The organism is Bradyrhizobium sp. 44 (assembly GCF_023073095.1).
Lineage (GTDB): Bacteria > Pseudomonadota > Alphaproteobacteria > Rhizobiales > Xanthobacteraceae > Bradyrhizobium.
Window position 1 is genome coordinate 502300 of record NZ_JADPIY010000014.1, and the last position, 22599, is coordinate 524898.

At 63.9% G+C, this 22599-nt stretch carries 23 protein-coding genes and 1 pseudogene; 6 read left to right on the plus strand and 18 right to left on the minus strand.

Going from position 1 to position 22599, the window contains the following annotated elements; all coding sequences use genetic code 11:
- Window positions 1–51: 51 nt before the first annotated feature.
- From ybgF to tolQ, 8 genes are all read right to left on the minus strand, one after another.
- A complete protein-coding gene (gene ybgF / locus IVB41_RS13265; RefSeq protein ID WP_247431725.1) occupies window positions 52–1107 on the minus strand; it encodes a tol-pal system protein YbgF in 1056 nt (351 codons plus the stop codon).
- 187 nt (window positions 1108–1294) lie between these two features.
- Window positions 1295–1783 carry a peptidoglycan-associated lipoprotein Pal gene (gene pal / locus IVB41_RS13270; RefSeq protein ID WP_007596304.1) on the minus strand — a complete coding sequence of 163 codons (489 nt, stop codon included), beginning with the start codon at window positions 1781–1783 and terminating at the stop codon, window positions 1295–1297.
- Window positions 1784–2041: 258 nt separating this feature from the next.
- Entirely contained in the window at window positions 2042–2806 is a 765-nt protein-coding gene (locus IVB41_RS13275; RefSeq protein WP_247401037.1) for an N-acyl amino acid synthase FeeM domain-containing protein, read from the minus strand.
- A gap of 161 nt (window positions 2807–2967) precedes the next feature.
- Entirely contained in the window at window positions 2968–5298 is a 2331-nt protein-coding gene (locus IVB41_RS13280) for a bifunctional diguanylate cyclase/phosphodiesterase (protein ID WP_247358260.1), read from the minus strand.
- Window positions 5299–5541: 243 nt separating this feature from the next.
- The gene (gene tolB, locus IVB41_RS13285) at window positions 5542–6891 is read right to left on the minus strand and encodes a Tol-Pal system beta propeller repeat protein TolB (protein ID WP_247432852.1); all 1350 of its coding nucleotides are present in this window, start codon (window positions 6889–6891) and stop codon (window positions 5542–5544) included.
- Between the two features lie 41 nt (window positions 6892–6932).
- The gene (locus IVB41_RS13290) at window positions 6933–7892 is read right to left on the minus strand and encodes a protein TolA (protein WP_247431728.1); all 960 of its coding nucleotides are present in this window, start codon (window positions 7890–7892) and stop codon (window positions 6933–6935) included.
- Window positions 7893–7895: 3 nt separating this feature from the next.
- Complete coding sequence (gene tolR, locus IVB41_RS13295) at window positions 7896–8345, minus strand: protein TolR (protein WP_018453789.1); 450 nt, start codon at window positions 8343–8345, stop codon at window positions 7896–7898.
- Between the two features lie 43 nt (window positions 8346–8388).
- Window positions 8389–9105, minus strand: coding sequence for a protein TolQ (tolQ, locus tag IVB41_RS13300; protein WP_007596319.1), 717 nt, complete (start codon window positions 9103–9105; stop codon window positions 8389–8391).
- Between the two features lie 540 nt (window positions 9106–9645).
- Between tolQ and IVB41_RS13305 the strand changes: the two genes are divergently transcribed.
- Complete coding sequence (locus tag IVB41_RS13305; RefSeq protein ID WP_247401031.1) at window positions 9646–10164, plus strand: DUF2231 domain-containing protein; 519 nt, start codon at window positions 9646–9648, stop codon at window positions 10162–10164.
- Window positions 10165–10199: 35 nt separating this feature from the next.
- Here the strand turns inward: IVB41_RS13305 and IVB41_RS13310 are convergent.
- Window positions 10200–10966 (minus strand): annotated as a pseudogene (locus IVB41_RS13310) (serine acetyltransferase).
- 314 nt (window positions 10967–11280) lie between these two features.
- Here IVB41_RS13310 and IVB41_RS13315 point away from each other — a divergent pair.
- On the plus strand, window positions 11281–12444 hold the full coding sequence (locus IVB41_RS13315; RefSeq protein ID WP_247431731.1) for an acyl-CoA desaturase: 1164 nt from the start codon (window positions 11281–11283) through the stop codon (window positions 12442–12444).
- Between the two features lie 206 nt (window positions 12445–12650).
- Here the strand turns inward: IVB41_RS13315 and IVB41_RS13320 are convergent, their stop codons facing one another.
- From IVB41_RS13320 to IVB41_RS13340, 5 genes are all read right to left on the minus strand, one after another.
- Complete coding sequence (locus tag IVB41_RS13320; RefSeq protein WP_027570335.1) at window positions 12651–13136, minus strand: DUF2852 domain-containing protein; 486 nt, start codon at window positions 13134–13136, stop codon at window positions 12651–12653.
- Window positions 13137–13256: 120 nt separating this feature from the next.
- The gene (locus tag IVB41_RS13325) at window positions 13257–13997 is read right to left on the minus strand and encodes a TetR/AcrR family transcriptional regulator (protein ID WP_027570334.1); all 741 of its coding nucleotides are present in this window, start codon (window positions 13995–13997) and stop codon (window positions 13257–13259) included.
- A gap of 96 nt (window positions 13998–14093) precedes the next feature.
- Window positions 14094–14456: a YciI family protein gene (locus IVB41_RS13330; RefSeq protein WP_027570333.1), complete on the minus strand. Its 363-nt coding sequence runs from the start codon at window positions 14454–14456 to the stop codon at window positions 14094–14096.
- A gap of 38 nt (window positions 14457–14494) precedes the next feature.
- Window positions 14495–14899 carry a YciI family protein gene (locus IVB41_RS13335; RefSeq protein ID WP_247431734.1) on the minus strand — a complete coding sequence of 135 codons (405 nt, stop codon included), beginning with the start codon at window positions 14897–14899 and terminating at the stop codon, window positions 14495–14497.
- A gap of 159 nt (window positions 14900–15058) precedes the next feature.
- Window positions 15059–15421 carry a nuclear transport factor 2 family protein gene (locus IVB41_RS13340; protein ID WP_247431737.1) on the minus strand — a complete coding sequence of 121 codons (363 nt, stop codon included), beginning with the start codon at window positions 15419–15421 and terminating at the stop codon, window positions 15059–15061.
- A gap of 317 nt (window positions 15422–15738) precedes the next feature.
- On the opposite strand from IVB41_RS13340, the gene IVB41_RS13345 reads away from it, so the two are divergent.
- The 4 genes from IVB41_RS13345 to IVB41_RS13360 all read left to right on the plus strand — a co-directional run bounded on the left by IVB41_RS13345 (window position 15739) and on the right by IVB41_RS13360 (window position 19621).
- The gene (locus IVB41_RS13345) at window positions 15739–17403 is read left to right on the plus strand and encodes a PAS domain-containing methyl-accepting chemotaxis protein (protein WP_247431740.1); all 1665 of its coding nucleotides are present in this window, start codon (window positions 15739–15741) and stop codon (window positions 17401–17403) included.
- Window positions 17404–17523: 120 nt separating this feature from the next.
- Window positions 17524–18312, plus strand: a complete 789-nt coding sequence (locus IVB41_RS13350; RefSeq protein WP_027570329.1) for an SDR family NAD(P)-dependent oxidoreductase — start codon at window positions 17524–17526, stop codon at window positions 18310–18312.
- Window positions 18313–18421: 109 nt separating this feature from the next.
- Window positions 18422–18832: a hypothetical protein gene (locus IVB41_RS13355; protein ID WP_371180161.1), complete on the plus strand. Its 411-nt coding sequence runs from the start codon at window positions 18422–18424 to the stop codon at window positions 18830–18832.
- A 435-nt stretch (window positions 18833–19267) separates the two neighbouring features.
- A complete protein-coding gene (locus IVB41_RS13360; RefSeq protein ID WP_247431742.1) occupies window positions 19268–19621 on the plus strand; it encodes a hypothetical protein in 354 nt (117 codons plus the stop codon).
- A gap of 107 nt (window positions 19622–19728) precedes the next feature.
- On the opposite strand, the gene IVB41_RS13365 is transcribed toward IVB41_RS13360, so the two are convergent.
- The 4 genes from IVB41_RS13365 to IVB41_RS13380 all read right to left on the minus strand — a co-directional run bounded on the left by IVB41_RS13365 (window position 19729) and on the right by IVB41_RS13380 (window position 22493).
- Window positions 19729–20142 (minus strand): VOC family protein, encoded by a 414-nt coding sequence (locus IVB41_RS13365; protein WP_247431745.1) that lies wholly within the window; start codon window positions 20140–20142, stop codon window positions 19729–19731.
- Window positions 20143–20180: 38 nt separating this feature from the next.
- Entirely contained in the window at window positions 20181–20717 is a 537-nt protein-coding gene (locus IVB41_RS13370; protein WP_027570325.1) for an SRPBCC family protein, read from the minus strand.
- 94 nt (window positions 20718–20811) lie between these two features.
- Entirely contained in the window at window positions 20812–22128 is a 1317-nt protein-coding gene (locus IVB41_RS13375) for an RNA polymerase sigma factor (protein WP_027570324.1), read from the minus strand.
- A complete protein-coding gene (locus tag IVB41_RS13380; protein ID WP_027570323.1) occupies window positions 22125–22493 on the minus strand; it encodes a YciI family protein in 369 nt (122 codons plus the stop codon). The genes IVB41_RS13375 and IVB41_RS13380 overlap by 4 nt, the downstream gene beginning before the upstream one ends.
- Between the last annotated feature and the right edge of the window lie 106 nt (window positions 22494–22599).

A 22599-nucleotide genomic window follows, 5' to 3' on the forward strand; every position in this document is an offset into this window, starting at 1 on the left:
CCGAATGTTTAGCGCAGCGCCATCCGTCTTGTCAGGATCAATCGCCGCGCGTCAGCACTTCACGCGCTTCTGCTCGCGGTCGACCGCGGCTTTGACGCCGGCGGAAGCGCGCGGATATTTGCGGCCGACTTCGCCGAAGGCGGCGCACGCGGCCTCCTTTTCCTTCAGCGCCGCCAGCGACTGGCCGAGCCGCAGCAGGGCATCCGGTGCCTTGGCGGATTTGTCGTATTTGGTGGTGACGGCGAGGAAGGCTTCCGCGGAGTCGCGATATTGCTGGCGCTGGAAATAGCTCTCGCCGAGCCAGTATTGCGCGTCGCCGAGCAGCGGGTCGCTCGGATATTTCTGCGAGAAGTTCTTCATGGTCTGCTCGGCCAGCGCATAGTCCTTGCGCTGCATGTAGCCGATGCCGAGGTCGAATTCGTCGCGTGGCGTGGCCGAGGGCGGCAGCGTCGTCAGCGCCGGGGCGCCTGCCGGCGCGGGAGAGCCGGATGGGGCCGGCGGATAGCCGGGCTGCGCAGCCTGAGGCGCGGCCGCTTGCGGATAGCGGGGGCCGCTGTTGGCGAGATCAAGCGGTTCGCCGGCGCCACGGCCACCGGGCGCGCCGCTCGGGGCACCTGCAGGCATCGGTTGCTGCCCGCCGCCGAGCGCGCGCGGCGCACCCGGCGCATTCGGGCTCTGGTTCGGGTCGAAGGCATCGCCGCGGCGGCGCGTGCCCGGCGCGCCGGGCGCAGGCTGCTCCTGAACGATCGGCGCCGGAGAGGCGATTTGCGGCTGCTCGTAATTCGGCTGGGCCGCTTGCTGGTGCGGCGGCTGGCGATAGGCCGGGGCGGCTTGCGCGGGCGGCATGGCCGCGACGTTGGGCTGGACCGGCGTCTGGCCGGGCGCGCCTTGCGCGCCGCCCTCGAGCGCTCGCAGCCGCTCTTCGAGCTGGCGGTTGCGATATTGCAGCTCTTCGTTCTGGCCGGTGAGCTGGCGCAACTGGTTCTCCAGCCGCTCGATCCGCATCTCGGGATCTGCATCGTCCGACTGTGCGAGGGCGGGCGAGCACAAAGAGAGCAGCGCGGCGATCGCCACGGTGCCGGTGAAGACCTTAAATCTGGATGACATCTTGCCCTGACGACGAAAGCGAAATGGCCTGCGACCGAACATTCGACGCGCCACACATTGAAGCGGAGTACGCCAAAACTGTGACTGAAACAAAGGGGTTTCCGTCACAGATCGCTGAAACGAAACCGGCGCCCGAGAGGGCGCCGGCATAATCGGTTTCTGAAGATGAACGGCGCCTGACCAATGGTCAGGAGCTCGCGTTCAGCACGGTGACGGCGCGGCGGTTCTGCGACCAGCAGGAGATGTCGTTGCAAACGGCGACCGGCCGCTCCTTGCCGTACGAGATCGTGCGCATGCGGTTCGGATCGATGCCGCGCGAGGCGAGGAACGAACGCACCGACTGGGCGCGGCGGGCGCCGAGCGCGATGTTGTATTCGCGGGTGCCGCGTTCGTCGGCATGACCTTCGACGGTGAAACTGTAGCGCGGATAGCTCTGGAGCCACTGCGCCTGCTTCTCCAGGGTCACGATCGCCTGCGGGGTCAGATCGGTCTGGTCGCTTTCGAAGAACACGCGGTCGCCGACATTGACGACGAAGTCTTGCTGACTGCCCGGCGTCGCCGCGTTGGCCATCGCATCCGTGGCAGCATTCTTGTTGGCGCAGGCACCCATCGACAACGCGACGGCAAGCACCGCGGCCAGCTTCAATCCCTGGAGGATGCGCATAGGATGTTTCATTCCGGAGCCTCCACGCTCACGTTTCGTCCACTGCTGTCCGGTCTACAGGGGGTTGGTTAAGCGAACGTTCCGTCAACCTTGATGGAACCTTGCCACAGCCGGTCAAATGCCCCCAACCAGCGAAAAGCAACCGTCATGGTTAATGGGTTGTAAATGTGGCGCGATGGTGAAGGCAAGCCGCGCCGACCGGCAAAAACCGCGGCCCTTGCTGGAATTTTAGGCTCTCGCGTGGAGACGCTGGGGGCCTGACCTTGGGGCCTAGCGGGCAGAACCCGTTGCCGAGGCGGCTACGTCCGGGGTCCGCTGCGTGGCCAGCGACACCGGCCGCGGGGCCGCCTGGCGCGGGCTGCTGCGTTGAAACAACATGCGCCGCTCAAAAGCGCTGGAGCGCATGATCGGAAAGCGCGTCAGAACCTTTTCCCGCAGGTTCCGGAAATCGGACGCCATCAGCACGGCCTTCTTGGTGGGCCAGCCCGGAAACCCGCGGGGCTCCGGTGAAATAGTCTCGTGCAGGAAGATGCGACGATAAAACGCCTGATGATCGGTCCGGATCATGGCCAGCCCGGTGTCGGCGTTGAAATGATCGCAAGCCACAAAAGCCAGCCGCACCGTCAGATAGGGCAGCTCCGGAAAACGCTGGTGCTTTTCGGGATCAGCAACAAACCGGCATGGATCGATGAGAACTTCGCCGCGGTCGAGGCGGGGATGCAAGACGTCGCCAAACACTTCGGTCGTGTAGGACATTCGCCAGTCAGACGTCAGGACGTGAATGCGAACGGAGCTGCAGAGCTCTCCATCGACATAGACCCCGAAATTCCAGGTGTTGGGCGCATCGTCGAAGCGATCAGTCACGCGCCGCGACTCCGACGGCTCGATCAGTCCGGCATGCAGATAGGCCCGGTACCGCATCAGATAGAGGTTGTCTCGGTCCTCAGGAGTTTCGATCAGGCGGTAATCGATGCGGTCAAACAGAGCGGCTCCCCGCGGAAGGAGCACCGTTTGCGGTTCAGCTCCAGACGTCATCCAGTACCCCTACACTCCAAAGCAACTTCTGCGAGTGTGGGGAGATTAATGGTTCATTAACGGAATTGCAAAGGCTTAGAAACGTTAGGGTTAACCTTTGCAGCCCGCAAAAACACGGACGAACGAGAGCTAAATACGTTGAGGAGTGAGGCAGAGAAAGATCAGGCGATCGATCGCGAGGACACCATGACGATCTGGTCCTCAGCCCCGCGACGGCCATGCGAGGCATTGAGCAATTGGCGAATCCGGACTGCCGGCACCGGCCGGCTGAACAGATAGCCCTGCCCTTCGGTTACGGTGCCGTCGGCGCTGATCAGCTCCAGCTGATCATTGGTCTCGATGCCCTCGACCACGACGGCCATGCCGAGATCGGCCGACAGCCGCGCCACGCCGCGCAGCAGCGTCAGCGGCCGGTCGGCATCGATGCCTTCGAGGAAGGAGCGGTCGATCTTCACCTTCTGCATCGGGAAATTGTGCAGGTAGCTGAGGCTCGAATAGCCGGTGCCGAAATCATCCAGCGAAATGCGCACGCCGATCGCATGCAATTGCGACAGGATGTCGTGCGTCAGCTGGGTGTTGCGCAACAGCGAGGATTCGGTGATCTCGATCTCCAGCCGATGCGCCGGGAGCCCCGAAACCTCGAGCGCGTAGCGGATTTCGCTCAAGACGTCGCGCTGGTGGAATTGCTGCGGCGAGAAGTTGACGGCGACGTTGACGCCCTCCGGCCATTTCATGCATTCCATGCAGGCGCGGCGCAGGATCCAGCGGCCGAGATCGACGATCAGCCCCATGTCCTCGGCGACCGGGATGATGTCCACCGGCGAGACCGTGCCGCGCACCGGATGATTCCAGCGCAGCAGCGCCTCGCACGTCGTGATCTTGCCGGACTTCAAATTCACCAGCGGCTGGTAGAACAGCTCGAATTCCTCGTTGGCGAGCGCCTTGCGCAGGTCGAGCTCGAGGATGCGGCGCGCCTCCACGGTCGCCGCCATCTCGTCGCGGAAGAAGCAGAAGGTGCCGCGGCCGTCGGCCTTGGCCCGGTACAGCGCCATGTCGGCGTTCTTGAGCAGCGTGTCCGCGCTGACGCCCTCCGGAGAGGTCAACGCGATGCCGACGCTGGCCCCGATCTCGACCAGATGATTGTCGATGCGGTAGCGCTCGCTCAGCCGTTCGACGATCCGGCGCGCCAGCGCGGCGGCGTCCTCGGGCGAGGAGATGTTCTCCTGGAATACGACGAATTCGTCACCGCCGAAGCGGGCGACGAAATCCTCGGGGCGCAACATCTCGCGCAGACGGTTGGCGACCGCGCACAGCAGCTGGTCGCCGCAGGGATGGCCGAGCGTGTCGTTGACCTGCTTGAACTGGTCGAGATCGACGAACAGCAGCGCGGACAGGCGCTCGGCGTCGTGCGAGATCGCCAGCAGCCTTTCGATCTCATCGCGGAAATGAACGCGGTTGGGGAGCGCGGTGAGGTCGTCGTAGCGCGCCAGATGCGTAATCTTGGCCTCGGCGCTGCGACGGTCGGTAATGTCCTCGAGCAGCACCACCGCGCCGCCGTCAGCCATCGGCTGGACAGTCCAGGACAACGACCGGTTTCGCTGCGTGTCGGGATCGGCGGTGATGATCTCCTTGGCTTGCGAACTCTCGATGTCCGCGACGATCCGCTCGCCGCTCCCAGCCGAGATGGATCCGGCGCTGACGCACGCCGCGACGATGTCACGCGCGTTGATGCCGCGCTGCGCCAGACCTTCCGGCAGGTTCATCATTGCGCCGAAGCGGTGATTCATGACCGCCAGCTGTCCGTCGACGCGGAACATGCAGAGGCCGTGCGGCATGTTGTTCAGCGCCGTATCGAACTGGCCGGCGAGCGCGGCTTCACGTTCCCGTGCCACGACCGCTCCCATGAAGATTCGGTGCAGATTCACCGAAAGCTGCATGATCGCCATCAGGAACGCGCCGCTGACCAGCGCCATCGCGATGTAGTAGGGCGTTCCACGCAGCGCCAGGGCAAGCACGGCCGGGCCGAAAATCAGCACGGCCTGGAGGTGGAAGATCGCAGGCCGGCCATATGCCCTGCCCGCGCCGCCCGCCGCGATTCCGGTGGTGACCGACAAGGCTATCATGTGAGCCACGGCGTCGTCCGTGGCCAACAGGGCGGTGGCGCACCAGATGCCGATCGCAGCCGCCTGGATCTTTGCCCCGATCTGATAGCGCTTCTGCCAGCGTGCGGCCGCCTCGACGGTCATGACCGCCTGACGTGCCTGATAGAGGCGCAGGTCGATCGCCCGCGCGGACCCGGCCAGGATCAGAAGTGCGACGCAAGCCCAGATCAGCGGCTCGCCCGTCCTCAGCGCGGTCAGGGCCGCACCAATCGACACGAAAATGAGTCCGGCCAGCAACGGGCCAGGCGCTTCGAACAGCGAATCGATTTGCGCCGCCGAAGTTTTCGGCGGCCGCTGTTCCGGCTCTCCGCTCTGACTTGCAAACTGCATCTGGTGTTTACGCGCGTCCTGTCTGGAGCGCAGTTTTACCGATCCGGTATGAAGTCTTTCTGAGGGAACATCGTTAAAGTCGAGTTGTTTTGAGTGACCAATAGTCGAAATACATCAATAGAAACAAACCGATGGGAAAAGTTTGCCGAGTGCAACCTTAAAGAACAATTATCGCGGGGAAACATCTGGCAAAGTTTTCGGAAAAGGCGCGCGGTCAAATCATCGCGCGCCGAGGACGGGCGGCTAGCCCGATGTCGAGGACAATAGCGGCGACCATGCCGGGTCGGAAGCGAAGCCCGGCGTCGGCACCTTCAGCTCGTTGCGTCCCGAGATGTCGACGGAGAACAGCGACGGCCCGCCGCTGCCGCCGGGATCGCGGAAGAACATCAGCACGCGGCCGTTCGGCGAGAAGGTCGGACCTTCGTTGTGGTAGCCGGAGGTGAGAAGCCGTTCGCCGGAGCCGTCCGGCTTCATCACGCCGATCGAGAACTGCCCGCCGCCTTGCCTGGTGAAGGCGATGTAATCGCCCCGCGGCGACCACACCGGCGTCGAATAGGTGGCGTTGTTGTCGTCCTTGGAGAAGGAGATGCGCTGCGCCGCTCCGCCGCCCGCGGCCATGACATAGATCTGCGATCTGCCGCCGCGATCGGACTCGAAGCAGATGCGGGTGCCGTCCGGGGAGTAGGAAGGTGAGGTGTCGATCGCGGGCGTGTCGGTGAGGCGCGTGGTCGAGCGCGAGCGCAGATCCATCACGAACAGGTTGGAATTGCCGCCCTGCTGCAGGCTCATGATGACGCGCTGGCCGTCCGGCGAGAAGCGCGGCGCAAAGGTCATGCCCGGGAAGTTGCCGACGATCTCGCGTTGGCCGGTCTCGATGTTGAACAGGTAGACCTTCGGATCGCCCTGGCCGAATTCCATGTAGGTGATCTCTTGCGAGTTCGGCGAGAAGCGCGGCGTCAGCACGAGGTCGGAGCCGCGGGTCAGATAGCGCACATTGGCGCCGTCCTGGTCCATCATCGCGAGGCGCTTGACGCGGCGCTCCTTCGGCCCGGTCTCGTCGACGAACACCACGCGGCTGTCGAAATAGCCCTTCTCGCCGGTCAGCTTCTCATAGATCTGGTCGGAGATGATGTGGGCGATGCGGCGCCAATATTCCGGCGAGGTGAAATATTGCTGGCCGGCGAGCTGCTGGCCGGTGACCACGTCCCACAAGCGGAATTCGGCCTTGAGGCGTCCGTCCGGCTGCCGCGTCATGCGGCCGGTGACGAGGGCCTGCGCGTTTAGGGTTTTCCAGTTCTCGAATTGCGGCGCGACGTCGATGTTGCTGATGCGCTCGATGAAGGCGGCCTGGTCGACCGGCGCGAACAGGCCCGAGCGCTTCAGATTGTTGGTGATGACCTGGGTGACGCCGTTGCCGACGTCGCCGTCGGCGGGCGAGCCCGGCACGAAATTGGTGATCGCAATCGGGATCGGCCGAAACTCGGTGGGATCGATGCGAAGGCGTCCCTGCTGCGGCTGCTGAGCGAAGGCCTGCCCGCCTCCCAGCATCGCGAGCGTCGATCCGGTCAGGGTCATGAAGCGGCGGCGGTTCATCGATCGAACGTCATTCATCGCAAAATTCTTTTGTTCGGATGTCACAACATGTCTTTCAGGCCGAAAGTCATCGGAATGAGCTTCCAGCTCTCGTATTGCTGCTTCGGCATGAACGAATAGACCTGACACTGCACGATGGCGCGTCTGGCACTCTCCGCCACCGCCTGTGCGATCGACCGCGACGGCCCCCTCACCGCGACGACGACCGGCTCGGACGCGAGCGATCCGTCGATCTTCATGGGGATGTCGATGTCGGCTTCGTATTGATCTGCATCCTGCCCGTTATAGGTCGGCGTGAAGCAGCGCTTCACCGCCCCCTGGAACGCCCCCCGCCAGGTCGCAATGTTGTTGGCGGCCGTTCCGCTCGTCGATCCCAGCGAGGCCGACGCATTCAGTGTCGAGCCAGCGAGTTCGTGCCGGGTCGCGGCGCGCTTGTCGAGATCACGCTGGATCTGCGCGGGATCGAAGCTGCGCTCCTTGGGCTTCGGCTGCTGCGGCGGCTGCACCGCCGCGACCTTTTGCTCGGGCGGCTTGGGCGGCGGCTTCTTGGTGTCTAGCTTTTTCTGCAGTTCGGCGATCGGATCTTCCTTGGCCGGATCAGGCTTCTTTTCCTGTGGCTTCGGCTCTTCCTTCGGCTTCGCCTCGGCCACGGGCTTGGGCGGCTCGGGCTTTTTCTCGACCGGCTTTTCGACGGGTTTTGGCGGCGGTTCGGGCGTCGAGTTGGTCTTGATCAGCTCTTTCTTCTCGGTGACCTTGCCGACGGCGTCTTCCTCGGGCTTGGCTTCCGCAATCTTCTCGACCTTCGGCTTCGGCTCTTTCTTGTCGCCGGTCTTCTGCCCCGACATCATCTGCGCGAGCTGGTCGGTGGAGATGATGTCGATCGGCAGCGACTCTTCGGCCGGCACGAAAGCCCTGCTGCTAAAGGTGACGAGCCCCCATCCCAGCACGAGGACGTGGAGGGCAATCGACGCAACGAGTGTCTTGTCGACCTTCACCTTCACGGTCTACCCCTGATCCGCTTCCGTGACGAGCGCCAGCTTCTTGAAGCCTGCGCCGGACAACTGGCCCATGACCTTGGCCACCGTCCCGTAATCCGCCTTCTTGTCGGCACGCAGATAGATCCGTTCCTCGAGCCCGCCGCGCGCGTCCGTGATCGCCTTCAGCTTCGGGATCAGTTCGTTGATCGCGATCTCGGCGTCGTTGATGAACACCTTGCCCTTGATGTCGACCGACATCTGGATCGGCTTCTGGTCGTTGTTCTCGAGGCTCTTGGCCTGGGTCTGCGGCAGGTCGAGCGGCACGCCAACCGTCAGCATCGGCGCCGAAACCATGAAGATGATGAGCAGCACCAGCATCACGTCCACCATCGGCGTGACATTGATTTCGGCCACGACCGGCTTGCGCCGGCCACGGCGTCCACCGCCTCCGGACGAACTCGCAACGTTCATGCCCATGGTCTGGTGCCCAAATTGCCCTTCACACTATACATGCCGTCCGTCAGCCCCGCTCGTCGATCTGGCGCGACAGGATGGCTGAAAATTCATCGGCAAAGCCTTCGAGCCGCTGGGCCTGCCGGTTCACCTCGGAGGTGAACTTATTGTAGAAAATAGTGGCAGGAATGGCGGCGATAAGGCCGACGGCGGTCGCAAACAGCGCCTCCGCGATGCCGGGGGCCACCACCGCCAGAGAGGTATTTTTAGACGCCGCGATCGACTGGAAGCTCGACATGATGCCCCAGACCGTGCCGAACAGGCCGACGAACGGGCCTGCGGAGCCGACGGTGGCGAGCACCAGCAGCCGGCGTTCCAGCCGCTCGACCTCGCGGGCGATCGACACATTCATGACCTTGTCGATGCGCATCTGAAGGCCTGCGACCGAGCGGGCCTGGCTCTCGAACGAACGCTTCCACTCGCGCATCGCCGCGACGAAGCAGGCCGCCATGGAATGCGTCGGCTTGGCCGAGAGCGTGCGATAGAGGTCTTCGATCGACTCGCCGGACCAGAAAGCTTGCTCGAAACGGTCCATCGAGCGGCGGGTGCGGGCAAACAGGAAGATCTTGTCGATGGCGATCGCCCAGACCCAGACCGAGCAGGCGAGAAGCCCCAGCATCACGGCTTTCACGATCCAGTGAGCCTGCCAGAACAGCGCGATCAGCGACACGTCCGCGGAAGCGGCAACCGGAAGGGCTGACTGAGCCACGTCGGCCGGATTCATAAGCAGTATCCTCTCAAGGCGATCGTTACCTGATGTCCCGACCTAATGTCCCGGCCAGCAAATGGCCGCCGGTTCCCCAATAGCCGCGCTAGAACCGGCGCGGCCGGCCAGCCCGCTCAAAGCCTTGTCTGTCTGGGGTGCAGGGCTCGTCCAAAGCCAGCCGCCTGCATTCCCTGCCAAGATGTCAAAACTATGGGCCCGACCCCAAGGCTCAGCTTCGGGCTCTGGGCGCCATTGTCCGCAATTACCAGAGCCCGGCGATGGTTAATGCTGAGTTACCGCAGGCGAATTTGGCTGCGGGAAAGCGAGGTCCCGCAGGGGGATGGGAAGCGCGGCGGGCGGGTCCGCGTTCCCCCACGTGCCGCAACGCCCGCGCGGAGCCCCGGCTCCGCAGGGCGTCCTCGACGGGACGTCGCGCTGGGGCCCGGAACACCAGCGTTCCGCTCCTGTGCGCATCAGGAGAGGAGCCCAATATCCGTCGGAGGAACCAGCCCTCGCCCGAAAAATTGTCCCGAAAATCACTACTCGCGAGGTTTTGCCATGAGCATCAACCCCAAATCGACCGCCGCCATCGGCGATCATCCGCTCCACCCCATGATCATCCCGTTCCCCGTCGCCTTCCTGGTCGGCGCGCCCATCGCCGATCTCGCCTTCGTCGGAACCGGCGACGGCTTCTGGGCCAGAGCCGCCATATGGCTGATCGGCGCCGGCATCGTCATGGCGCTCGTTGCCGCCGTGGCCGGCTTCACCGACTTCTTCAGCGACGCCCGTATCCGCAGCCTCAACGATGCCTGGTATCACATGGTCGGCAATCTGGCGGCGGTCGTGCTGGCCCTGATCAATTTCTACCTCCGCTACGCGCAAGGCGCGGAGGCTGCGGTCAAGCCGTGGGGCGTGGCGCTCTCGCTGATCGTGGTGGGCATCCTCCTGTTCACGGGATGGAAGGGCTGGGAAATGGTCTACCGGCATCATGTCGCGGTGCTGGACGCACCGGGCCAGACCAGTTCGGAGCCGGTCACGCCGCATCATGGCGGCGAGCGCCACCGCCGCGCCGCCTGAACGAGGAGCACGTCGCCTGATGACTTGAGGGCGAGTCAGGCCGCCGAGGCCGGTTCGGGGCAATTCGTCAGCCGCGCCGGATTGCCGACTGCGGTGCAACCCCGGGGCACGTCGCTCGTCACGACGGTGTCGGCGCCGATCTTTGCAAAATCGCCGATGCTGACGTTGCCGAGAATCGCCGCGCCGGAGCCGATGAACACGCCGCGACCAATGCGAGGCGAGCGCGCCGGCAGTTCCGTGCCGCGACCGATGCTGACGTTCTGAAGGATGGTGGCCTCGTCGCCGATCGCCACATCGGCACCGATCACGATGCCGGTGGCGTGGTCGAGATACACCGACGACCCAAGCTCGCCGCCGGATGAATGCTGACCTGCAGGACGTTCGACGCCTCGTTCTGAAACAGCAGCGCCGCGTCGCGCTGGTCGTGATGCCAGAGCCAGTTCGAGACGCGCCAGGCCTGCAAGGCGACGTAGCCCTTGAAATGCAGCAGCGGCGCCAACAGTCCGGTGATGGCGGGATCGCGGAGCACGATGGCCTGCAAGTCGCGTCCGGCGGCCTCGATCAGATTCGGCTGGCCATTGAAGGCGTCGCGGGAAAATGTCGTGAAGCGCGCGCGTTCGGCCGCGCTGTCGCCAAGCCGCCGTCCGATCAGGTCGGACAATGCGCCGGTAAAATCGTCATGGGCGAAGATGAGGCCGCCGAGAGCCCGGCCGAATATGGGGTCGGCTGCCGCTGCGCACTGCGCCTCGTCGCGGATCTTCTGCCAGAGGGTCTCGCTCAACATGATCGCAGCTTCCGTCATCGTTGCCGCCTGCGATGTTTTGACGCTTCCTTTTCACCGTCAGATATAGAGCGTCGGCAGCGCGCGCGCCACGCTCCCCGTGAGGCTACGAGCTTGCATGCCAGGCGGCCGGGATCATATATATGGAGGAAGTCGAGTTCCCGGCCGAAGCTATGGTCTCAGGATCGTACTGCCGCGCTGGCCCGGGTTGTTCAGGCAAAGTATCTCGTTCGAAGCCCCGCAGCGGTCCGCCACCCCCGGGTTTGTCGTACACAGCGGCCCTCAGTGCTGCCGAAGCGACTCCGGATCTCCATCATCCAAGGTCACGCCAATCCATGTCGCCCAATGCCTCCGCCGACGACCAACACGACGACATCATGTATCCCTCCGCACTGCCGTTCCTGCTGGTCCATCTCGGCTGCGTTGCAGCCATCTGGACTGGCGTGACCTGGCAGGCCATCGCGATCTGCGCCTCGCTGTATGTCGTCCGCATGTTTGCAATCGGAGCGGGCTACCACCGCTATTTCTCCCATCGGGCTTTTGCGACCGGCCGGGTATTTCAGTTCATCCTGGCCTGGCTTGCGCAGAGCACCGCGCAGAAAAGCGTTTTGTGGTGGGCGGCCAAGCATCGACATCATCATCTGCATTCCGATACCGAAGACGACGTGCATTCACCGCGTCATCGGGGCTTCCTCTACAGCCATCTCGGCTGGATTTTTTACCGGGAGCACGATGGCACCGACCTCGTGAAGGTCGGCGATTTCGCCGCCTATCCGGAGTTGATGTGGCTGCATCGTCTGGAACTGCTGCCGGCCATTACGCTGGCTGCGCTCTGCTTCCTGGTTGGCGGATGGTCCGGCCTCGTCGTCGGCTTCCTATGGAGCACCGTGCTGGTCTATCACGCGACCTTCTGCATCAACTCCCTCGCCCATGTGCATGGACGCAAGCGGTACGTGACCGGCGATGATTCTCGCAACAATTGGCTGCTGGCCTTGTTCACCCTCGGTGAGGGCTGGCACAACAATCACCACGCCTACCAAAGCAGCGTGCGGCAAGGTTTTCGCTGGTGGGAAATCGACGTCACCTATTACATCCTGAAGGTGCTGTCCTGGTTCGGCATCGTCTGGAACATGAAGTCGCCGCCCGAGCAGGTGCTGCGCAACGAGCAGCCGCTTGGCGCACGCGTCATCAACCGGGCAGCCCGTGAGCTTGCCGGACGGTTCGATGCGCAGACATTGGCGCATGCGATCTCGTCGGCGCTCCGCCGAGCCGATCTGGCCCAGCTGCAACTGCCGACGCTGCATGACATCCTCGGTCGCGCGCACGAAGGCGTCGATGCACTGACGCATCTGCATCTGCCGAAGATTCCGACCCGCGAGGAGTTTCTCGCCGAGGCCAAGGCGATGTTCGCGCGAACGCGATCACTCAACGAGATCGTGGACTACGCCTACGAACACTTCCTGGAGTCGGTTCGCGCGCAGCTCGCCACGGCGCGCTGACCAAGTCTCTCTCTGGACCAGACTTCTGGACCAAGACTTCTCCAGACCAAGGCAAATCCGGACGCTCGCGGCAGTTCTGACGCGCATTCCCAAAACGAAACCGCCCGCCTGCGGGTTGCGCAGGCGGGCGGCTCGGGGCCATCAGGACTTTGGGGGCATGCGCCTGACGGCTTTGAGAGGCGTCAGTCCCGAGATCAAGCTTGAGATCAACCTTGCTGCTGGTCGGTCGGCGGCGGGGTCGGGCGTGTCTTGTGTTGCGCCATGAACTGGTCGAACTCTTCCTTGTCCTTGGCGTGACGCAGACGGTCGAGGAAGTTCTTGAACTCGACCTGCTCCTCCTCGAGCCGCTGCAGTGTCTCGGTGCGGTACTCGTCAAAGGCGCGGTTGCCGCTCGAGGGCGGGCCGAAGCCAAAGCCGAAACCGTGGCGCTCCATGCGGCCGCGCATACGGTCCATCTTGTACTGCATCCGCTCCATCTTGTTCTGCCAGCGATCCTGGTTGCTCCAGCACGACATTCTTCTGCTCCCGAGTGTGAAAAAGAGAAGGGCAAGTCCGATCGGCCACCACATGATGAAACCGAGGATGGTCACGGCGATCCAGCCGGGATGCCAGGGCGTGTTGAGCATGTGGGGGCGCTCGTAGTGTTGGTCCGAAGGGCCGCGCCATCGATTGACATCAGCGGTGTAGGCCATTTCCCTCTCCATGACGGCATCAGCGCCGTTGTGAATGTAAATAACATTTACATAGGTAGATCATCCCGCGATTTTGTCAAGCCGACCGCCCGACAGGGCGGGGGAATTATTTGGGTAACTTTATTTCGGCTTGCCCCAGGGACCACCGGGCGGCACGCCCGAACCGGAGGATGCCTCCGGTGGTACCGGCGGCGGCTCGGCGCTTTTCGCCGGGGGACGGCGATCGGTCGGGAAGCCGAGACCGCGCAGATAGATCAGCACCTCGGCTTCGAGCAGCTCGTCCGGGGACATGGGCAGCTTTCGACGCGCAGCATCGCCGCGGGAGAACAGCGAGGCCACGCCATGCGCCATCGACCAGATGTGCAGCGCCATCATCATCGCCGGCGGCCGCGGGGTGCCCGGCGGTGCCAGCGCGGCAAGCCGCTCCGCCGCGGCACGAATGATGTTGAAAGCACGCTCGCTGGCGGCCTGGAGCGCTGGATTGGAATCCACCGGCACGCCCGATTCGAACATCGCATTGTAGAACGCGGGCTCCTCGCGGGCGAAGGCGAGATAGGCCCTGCCGACTCGCTCGAACGCCGTGACGGTGTCGGGCCGTCCGTCGTCCCAAGCCGCGGTCAGGCGCGCTTCGAACTGCTCGAAGCCGCGCTGCGCGATCGAGGACAGCAGTTCTTCACGGTCGCGAAAATGCCGGTACGGTGCCGCGGCACTGACGCCAGCCATGCGCGCGGCATCGGCAAAGGTGAAGCCGGCCGCGCCCTTCTCGGCGATCAGCCCGAGGGCGGCCTGCAACAGGGCTTCCTTCAGATTGCCGTGGTGATAGCCGCGCTCGGCGCGGCGCGTCTCCTTGCGCCAGCTCATGTGAACGACCTTTACATGAGCTGGGCAGGAAGGTCACTAGCGGCGACGGGGTTGATCGACCGTATTCTTCCCGGTCCGGCGCCGCGGGCCGAAGCCCTAGCCGCCGGGGATCGGCAGCACCGGCATGATCTCGACGCGTTCGCCGGGGAAGATCGTGAAGTGCGGGTGGTTCTCGAACATCTTCGCCGCGGCTTCATGGGACGCCGCGCGCACGACGGTGAAGGCGCCCATCTCGTTGGCGATGTCGGCGAGGCCCTTGCCGTCGACCTTCTTGGTCTTGCCGAGCGGGCCGCCCATGGCCTCGATCGCGCCCTGGTGCTTTTCGACCCAGCCCTTCCAGGCCGCCATGCCCTCCTGCTCCTTCGCCTTGCGCTCGGCCTCGGGCATCGCATCCCATGCGGCCCATTTGGAGCTGGTCTTGCTGCCGAGGAAAACGGCGAGATAGGTGTCGGTGCTCATTGGTTCTCTCCCTTGATGATGGATAGACGAAGCTACGGCTATTTCTTGAGGTCGCCGAAACCGGCGGCGGCCTCCTGCACGTCAGGCGGAAAGTCGCTCATCTCCTGCACCTGACGGATCTCGATAATTTCGTTCGGTGCGGCCGGACAGCGCTTGGCCCAGGCGATCGCCTCGGCACGCGAGGCAACCTCGATCATCCAGTAGCCGCCCAGGACCTCCTTGGCCTCGGCGAACGGACCATCGGTCACGATGGGCTTGCCGGCCACAAACGAGACGCGCGCGCCCATCGAGGGCGGGTGCAGGCCGTCGAGCGTGATCAGCACGCCGGCGTCCTTCAGCGCCTCGTTGTAGCGCATCATCGCAGCGACCCGCTCGGGATCGAGTTGAACGTCGGGCGCCGCGGTCTCGTAGCCGAGCGGGATCATCAGCATCATGAATCGCATGAGCATTCCTTGCGTGCTTTTGTCGTTCGGGTTGCGCGGCGGCGCCACTCCGGATGGACGGGAGCGACAGCCCGGGCCGCCCGCCCTCACCTCCAAGACGAAGGAACCTTGACGAAACCGACAGGTGACGAAAATTATTCTGGAGGTTATTGGCTGGCGCTAGCGCGCCTGCGGCAGGAAACGACCGTCGTGCCGGGCAGCGCCGAAATAGACCTCGATGCGGCGAACCTTGCCGCCGGCGAAGGTGAAGAACTCGGTGTTGCGAAAGCTCCTGCCATCTGTCGCCAGGCAGAAATAGGTGACGAAGGCCTCGTCGCCTTGGATGAAAATCCGCTCGATGTCGTGCCGCGCAATCCAGCCGGTGTCCCTCCAGCAACGCTCGAAATAGGTCGCCTTGTCGAGGTCGTCGTCGAACGGGCTGGTGAAGCGGAAATCGTCGGCCAACGCGTCGGCGACCCGTTGCCGGTCGTTGGCGAGATAGGCCGCGAAAAGGTCTCGAATTAGGCGCTCGGGGTCAGTCATCGAACGGTTCCGTGATCAGCATCGTCTTGAAGACGATTGAGGCGCACCCGCGCCGACATCACGTCCGGCGGCAACCACGCGAAAAATAATGCACGCGGTGGCCCGTACAAATACGGCGCGTTCTATGAACTCCGCCGTGCATATGAGTCGAGAGTACTTGCAACCTGAGCAACATGGCCGAGGCGTGCGAAAGACAGAACGGGCGCCGCCTCGTGCAGGAGTTTACAGTTGCTAAAGAAGCCCATGCAACTTTTTAGCTTGAGCGAAACGGTATGACGATCCGGCTGATTCGCCCCTCAGCATTAGGCGGAGCTTACGTGTTCAATTTCCAAAGCAAGAAAGTCAGGCACGCGGTCGCGGAGGTCGAGGCGCTCGACCGGTCCCAGGCCGTGATCGAATTCGGCCTCGACGGCACCATTCTCGATGCCAACGAAAATCTCCTCAAGATGAGCGGCTATACGCTCTCGGAGATCAAGGGCAAGCATCACAGCATCTTCGTCAGCGCGACTGAACGCGAAAGCGCCCGTTATCGCGACTTCTGGGCCAGCCTGAACCGCGGCGAGTTCCAGACCACGCAATACAGGCGCTTCGGCAAGAACGGCAAGGAAGTCTGGGTCCATGCGTCGTACGCGCCGCTGCGCGACGAGAACGGCAAGGTGGTGAGCTTCATCAAGTTCGCAACCAACATCACGGCTTACAAGATGAGGACCATGGAGGACGCGGGCAAGATCGCCGCGATCGGCCGTGCCCAAGCTGTGATCGAATTCAACATGGACGGCACCATCGTCACCGCCAACGAGAATTTCCTCGGCGCGGTGGGCTACTCGCTCGACGAGATCCAGGGCAAGCACCACAGCATGTTCGTGACGCCGGAGGATCGCGCGAGCTCGGCCTATGCGGACTTCTGGGCGCGGCTGAACCGCGGCCAGTTCGAAGCCGCCGAATACAAGCGGATCGGCAAGGGCGGACGCGAAATCTCGATTCTCGCAACCTACAACCCGATCCTCGACGAGATGGGCAGGCCGTTCAAGGTGGTGAAGTTCGCGACCGACGTCACCGCGCAGAAGATGAAGGCCGCCGACAATGACGGACAGCTCGCCGCAATCCAGAAATCGCAAGCGGTGATCGAGTTCAACATGGACGGCACCATCCGCACCGCCAACGAGAATTTCTTGAAGGCGACGGGCTATTCGTTGACCGAGATCAAGGGTCAGCACCACTCCATGTTCGTCGAGCCGAACGAGAAAAATTCGGGAGCCTACCGCCAGTTCTGGGAGACGCTCAACCGCGGTGAATACCAAGCCGCCGAATACAAGCGGATCGCCAAGGGCGGCCGCGAAATCTGGATCCAGGCGTCCTACAATCCGATCCTCGACCTCAACGGCAAACCCTACAAGGTGGTGAAATATGCCACCGACATCACCGCGCAGGCGATCGGCCGCAAGAAAGCCGACAACGCGCGCGGTCTGATCGAGGCGGTCGCGGCCGGTAGCGAACAGATGAGCGCCTCGATTCGCGAGATCTCCGCCACCATGGCGAAGTCGCGCGAGAATTCGAAGGTCGCGACCACTCGCGTCGAGGCCGCCGACGGCCAGGCGCAGCGGCTGAACGCGGCAGCGCAGGCGATGAGCGGCATCGTCGAGATGATCTCGGGCATCACCGGCCAGATCAACCTGCTCGCGCTCAACGCCACGATCGAATCGGCGCGCGCGGGCGAAGCCGGCCGCGGCTTCGCCGTGGTCGCCTCCGAGGTGAAGAGCCTCGCCAACCAGGCCAAGCAGGCGACCGACACCATCACGTCCGAAATCGACGCGCTGAACACCATCTCCGGCGACGTTGCAAGCTCGCTGACCGCAATCAAGGTCGCGATCGCCGGCGTCAACGAGTTCATCGCCTCCACCGCCGCGGCGGTCGAGGAACAGAGCATCGTGACGGCCGACATGTCGGCCAACATGCAACGCGCCACGGCGGAGCTGGCGTAGGCCGACCTGCGCGGCTGCAAAAGGAGAGCCTCGACGAGCTAAAGGCGCGATAGTTTGTCGCGTCTCCTCGCGGCTTTCGTGGTAGGGAGACCGCTTCAATTCCCGAACCACGGATAAGCTATGACCGCCACCCCGCAGAAAATCGCCCTCGTCACCGGAGCCGCGCGCGGCATCGGGCTTGCGACCGCGAAGAAGTTTTTGACCGAGGGCTGGCGGGTGGCGTTGCTCGACATCGAGGGCGAGCTGCTCGGCCGCGCGGTCGCCGAGATCGGCCGGGACGAGGCCACCCTGGCGTTGACCTGCGACGTCTCGGACGCAGCCGCGGTTGCCGCCGCGATGACGACGGTCGAACAGCGGTTTGGCCGGCTCGACGCGCTCGTCAATAATGCCGGCATTGCCGTGTTCGCGCCGCTGATGGAGACGTCGGAGACCGATTGGCGGCGCGTGCTCGAAGTCAACCTCACCGGCCCGTTCCTCTGCACCAAGGCGGCGGTGCCGCTGATGCGCGACGGCAATGGCGGCGCCATCGTCAACATCACCTCGATCTCGGCGGTGCGCGCCTCGACGCTGCGCTCGGCCTACGGCACCAGCAAGGCCGGCCTCGCGCACCTTACCAAGCAGCTCGCGGTCGAGCTCGCGTCCCTCAACATCCGCGTCAACGCGGTCGCGCCGGGACCGGTCGACACCGCGATGGCGAAGCAGGTGCACACCAGGGAGATCCGCGCCGACTATCACGACGCCATCCCGCTCAACCGCTACGGCCTGGAAGAGGAACTCGCCGAAGCCATCTACTTCCTGTGCTCGGAACGATCGAGCTACATCACCGGCCAAATTTTGGCCGTCGATGGCGGCTTCGATGCGGCGGGCATCGGCCTGCCGACGCTGCGCGGCGAACGGCGGAACGGATAGACACGGCGTAGGTTGGCCTAGCGAAGCGCCACCCAGCTCTTCTCATTGGCCTATCCTACGGACTCGAATTCGCGGAGGCTTCATGCGGCGCGTCACCTTCCTCAAGGCCATGATGTTCGCATCCGCGCTGCTCGCCGCCACACCTGCCTCGGCCGAAATCCGCATCATCCAGTCGCCCGGTGGACAGGTCGGGCCGTTCCTCGATCTGTTCGAGAAGGTGCGCGAGAGCGGCGAGCGCGTGGTGATCGACGGTCCCTGCCTGTCCGCCTGCACGCTGGTGCTGAGCATCGTGCCGGGCGAGCGGATTTGTGTGACAAAGCGTGCCGTACTCGGCTTCCATGCGGCACGATCGGTCGATCGGCGCGGACGCTTCTACGCCGAGCCGGAAGCATCCGATGCGGTGCTTGCGGCCTATCCCGGCCCGGTGCGCGACTGGATCAGCCGCCGCGGCGGCCTCTCGTCGCGGTTGCTTCTGCTGAAGGGACGCGACCTCGCCGCGATCTATCCGCGCTGCCGGTGATGATCAGGCGGACGCAGGCGCCCGCCAATTCCGCCCGTCACAAGCTTCCTGAGGTCTAATAGAAACTCTGGATCAGCTCGGTCAATTCCATGCTCGCGCAGATGAGCATACCCCAAAGTGCAAAGTTGATCTGCAGCGCCGCCGCCATCGGTCGCTCCCCTTCCAAGTACGCCCGCCCCAGTTTTTAGAATTTTATGACGAAATAAATAACGATTCTGTCCCGGAGTTCACAGCCTAATATTGCGCCAGTTGTTGTGCGATGCGGTCCGCATCATTTCACGAAGCGGCCTCACTGCTCTCGCAATGTGATGCGACAGCAACATCCATATTCGGCCGTGTCGGCCAGGCGTTTCCCTTAGGTTCCATTTGAGCGGTGCGACGCAAGCTTCGGCCAGCGAACTTGGCGCGTCGCATACAACACCCAAGGTGTCCGGCATGATGCGACACGGCTTTGTCTTGCTCACTTTTTGCGCAACGCTCATGGGATGCGTGGTCGCGCCTGCGCAGGAACGCCGTCCGATCGCATGGGACGGCCTCGGTCAGGATCCGAACCGTCCCTCCGTCATGAAGCGTCGCGTGGCGACCCAAGCTCCCGCGGCGAGTGATTCGAATCAGGAGCGGGAGAGAGTCCTCGGCACCTTGCGCCCGTACTCCGCGGCGTGGTGGGCAATCCATGACGAAATCGAAGCGGAGAATGACAGGCAGCTCGGGACCAAGCTCGTGATCTGTCCGCGCTGCGTTCCCTCCTCCCAACCACCGAGCAATGACGTGACCGGATCGATCCGCTGAGAGCGGCACGCGGTCGATCGGCACATGACGCAACATCTCATGCGCGCCCCTCTCCGCATCGTCGGGGAGAGGGGATCGCCGCCCAGCGCGTCAAACGATCGCGCCTGTCACATTCCCTCGGCCGGGCAGTTCACCATCCAGGGAATGCCGAACTTGTCGACGCACATGCCAAAGCCCTTGGCCCAGAAGGTTTTGCTGAAGGGCATGGTAACGCTGCCGCCGTCGGCGAGCGCGTTGAACTTGCGCGCGCCCTCCGCGGGGTCCGCGACCGTGAGCGAGATCGAAAAGCCCTGCGGCTTGTGAAAATGCTCGCTGGGTGCGTCGGAGGCCATCAGCACGCTGCCGTCGGGCAGCGACATCCGCGCATGCATGATCGTCTTCTCGCGGCCGGGCGCGGCCGCCATGTCCGGCGGCGCGTCCGACGAACGCATCATAGCGTCGATCTTGCCGCCGAGCACCTTGGCGTAATAATTGAATGCCGCTTCGCAGGTGTCCTGATAGAATAGATAAGGATTGAGCATCGTTTCTCTCCGTTTTGCTTTCGTTCGGGGTGACGGCGCTACTTCTCGGTGAGCTTCTTCAGGCTGGCCAAGCCCGCCTCGAAATCCTTGCCGATCATGTTGTCCATGTTGATGAACACCTGCATGACCTTGGACAGGAACGGGGCCGGACCGGACATCGCCCACGTGACCAGTGTGGCATCGCCTTGCGGCACAAAGGTGAACTCGGCGGTGTTGTGGCCTTCGAAAGGCCGCTCGAAGTCGAGCTTGATGCGGAGTTTTGACGGCGCACTCGCCTCGAGGATCTCCATATGGCCGGCGCCCACATTGTTGTTGCCGTCCCAGGCATAGGTCGCGCCCTTGCCTGGCGCAGTTCCGCCGAAGCTGCGCTTCATCGCGGGGTCCCGGCCCTCGTAAGGTGACCAGGCGGTCCAGCGATGGAAATCGGCGACCAGCGGATAGATCGCATCGGCGGGCGCCTTCACAGCGAGGCTGCGTTCGACACGGAAGGTGCCGGGTTTCGTCAATGCGAAGACGAGGACACCCGCGAGTCCGACAGCGAGCACGACGGCGATGATGGCAACGGCTTTCAGCATGAATGGCTCCCTCGATACGGTCCTAGGACGAAGGGAGAGGGCCGGGTCCGACAAGGCGAAGCGAAAATTTTGCAACGCCCGAAGCAGGCGCTCCCTACTTCACCTTGGCGTCTTTGACCTTGGCGTCTTGCCTGGCGCCGCCATGGGCGCCCTTGGGCTGGCTGTCCCGGATCAGGCGATCGAGATGCATGCGGATGTGAGCGGCTTCTGCTGACGTGTTGGCGAGAGCGATGGCGCGGTCGAAGGCGACGCGGGCTTCGTCGTTGCGGCCGAGCTGCATCAGGAAAGCGCCGCGCACGCCGTAGAAATGGAAGTAATTGGCAAGCTTTGGCGCCAGCGGCTCGATCAGGTCGAGCGCGGCTTGCGGTCCGCGCACCTTGGACACCGCGACCGCGCGGTTGAGCGTCACCACTGGCGAGGGCTGCACCACCTCCAGCGCACCATAGAGCAGGTCGATCTGCGCCCAGTCGGTCTCCTCGGGCGTCGCCGCGCGGGCGTGCAGCGCGGCAATCGCGGCCTGGATCTGGTAGGGCCCGCTGCGACGATGGCGTATCGCCTTGTCGATCAGGGCGAGGCCTTCCGCGATCATCGTGCCGTTCCACAGCGAACGATCCTGGTCGTCCAGCAGGATCAGCGAGCCATCCGCGGCAAAGCGCGAGGCACTGCGCGCATGCTGCAACAAGATGAGCGCCGTAAGCCCCATGATCTCCGGCTCGCTCTGGAACAGCCGCAAAAGCAGCCGCGCCAGCCGGATTGCTTCCTCGCACAGCGGCTTTCTGATTGCGGCGGTGTCGCCGCTCGCCGAATAGCCCTCGTTGAAGATCAAATAGATCATCGCCGCGACAACGGCGAGCCGCTCCGAGCGCTCGACCGCGCCCGGCGTTTCGAACGGTGTCCCGGCCTCGGCGACCTTGGCCTTGGCGCGCGTGATGCGCTGCTCCATCGCCGCATCCGACACCAGGAAGGCGCGTGCGATCTGCTTCACGGTCAGGCCGCAGACGATGCGGAGCGCCAGCGCGATCTGCTGCGTCGCCGGCAGGCCCGGATGGCAGCAGATGAACATCAGCCGCAAAATGTCGTCGCGGTAGTGCGAGCCGTCGAGCCGCTCGGCGAGCGCGCCCTCGGCGTCGTCGAGATCGGAGATCGCCTGGTCGTCCTCGGGCAGCGGCTGCTGCTTGCGGGTGCGGCGCACCTCGTCGATGGCAACGTTGCGACCGACCATGATCAGCCAGGCCGCGGGATCGCGCGGCGGTCCGTTCTGCGGCCAGGTCTTCAGCGCGCGCAGGCAGGCGTTCTGGAAGGCCTCCTCGGCGGTGTCGAGATCGCGGAAATAGCGCAGCAGCGCGCCGACCGCCTGGGGGCGCGCCGAGGTCAGCGCGGTCTCGATCCAGGCGGTATCGGCCTCGCTCACGTCAGATTCCCTCCGGGCCTGAACACGCCCACCGGGCGCACTTCATAGGCGCCGCCGGGATTGGCCGATCCGAGGTCGCGCGCAACGTCGAGCGCCTCGTCGAGGTTCTTGCAATCGACGATATAGAAGCCGAGCAACTGCTCCTTGGTCTCCGCGTAAGGGCCGTCGAGCACCAGCGGCGGGTCCTCCTTGCGCAGCGTCGCTGCCGCAGTGGTCGGCAGCAGCCGCGCCACGGGGCCGAGCCTGCCCTGCTTCGCGAGACCTTCCTGCACCACGGCGAGCTTCTTCATCACGGCCTCGTCCTGGTCCTTGCTCCAGGAGCCGACGAAGTCCTCGTCGTGATAGCAAAGGATCGCATAAAGCATGGGCAGTACCTTCTCTGAGCGCTTGTTTTGAAGACGATCCAGTATGCCTTGCCCCGACATGGCTGCGGAAAAAAATTGCAAGAAAAATCCGGCAGATCGTGCCAAG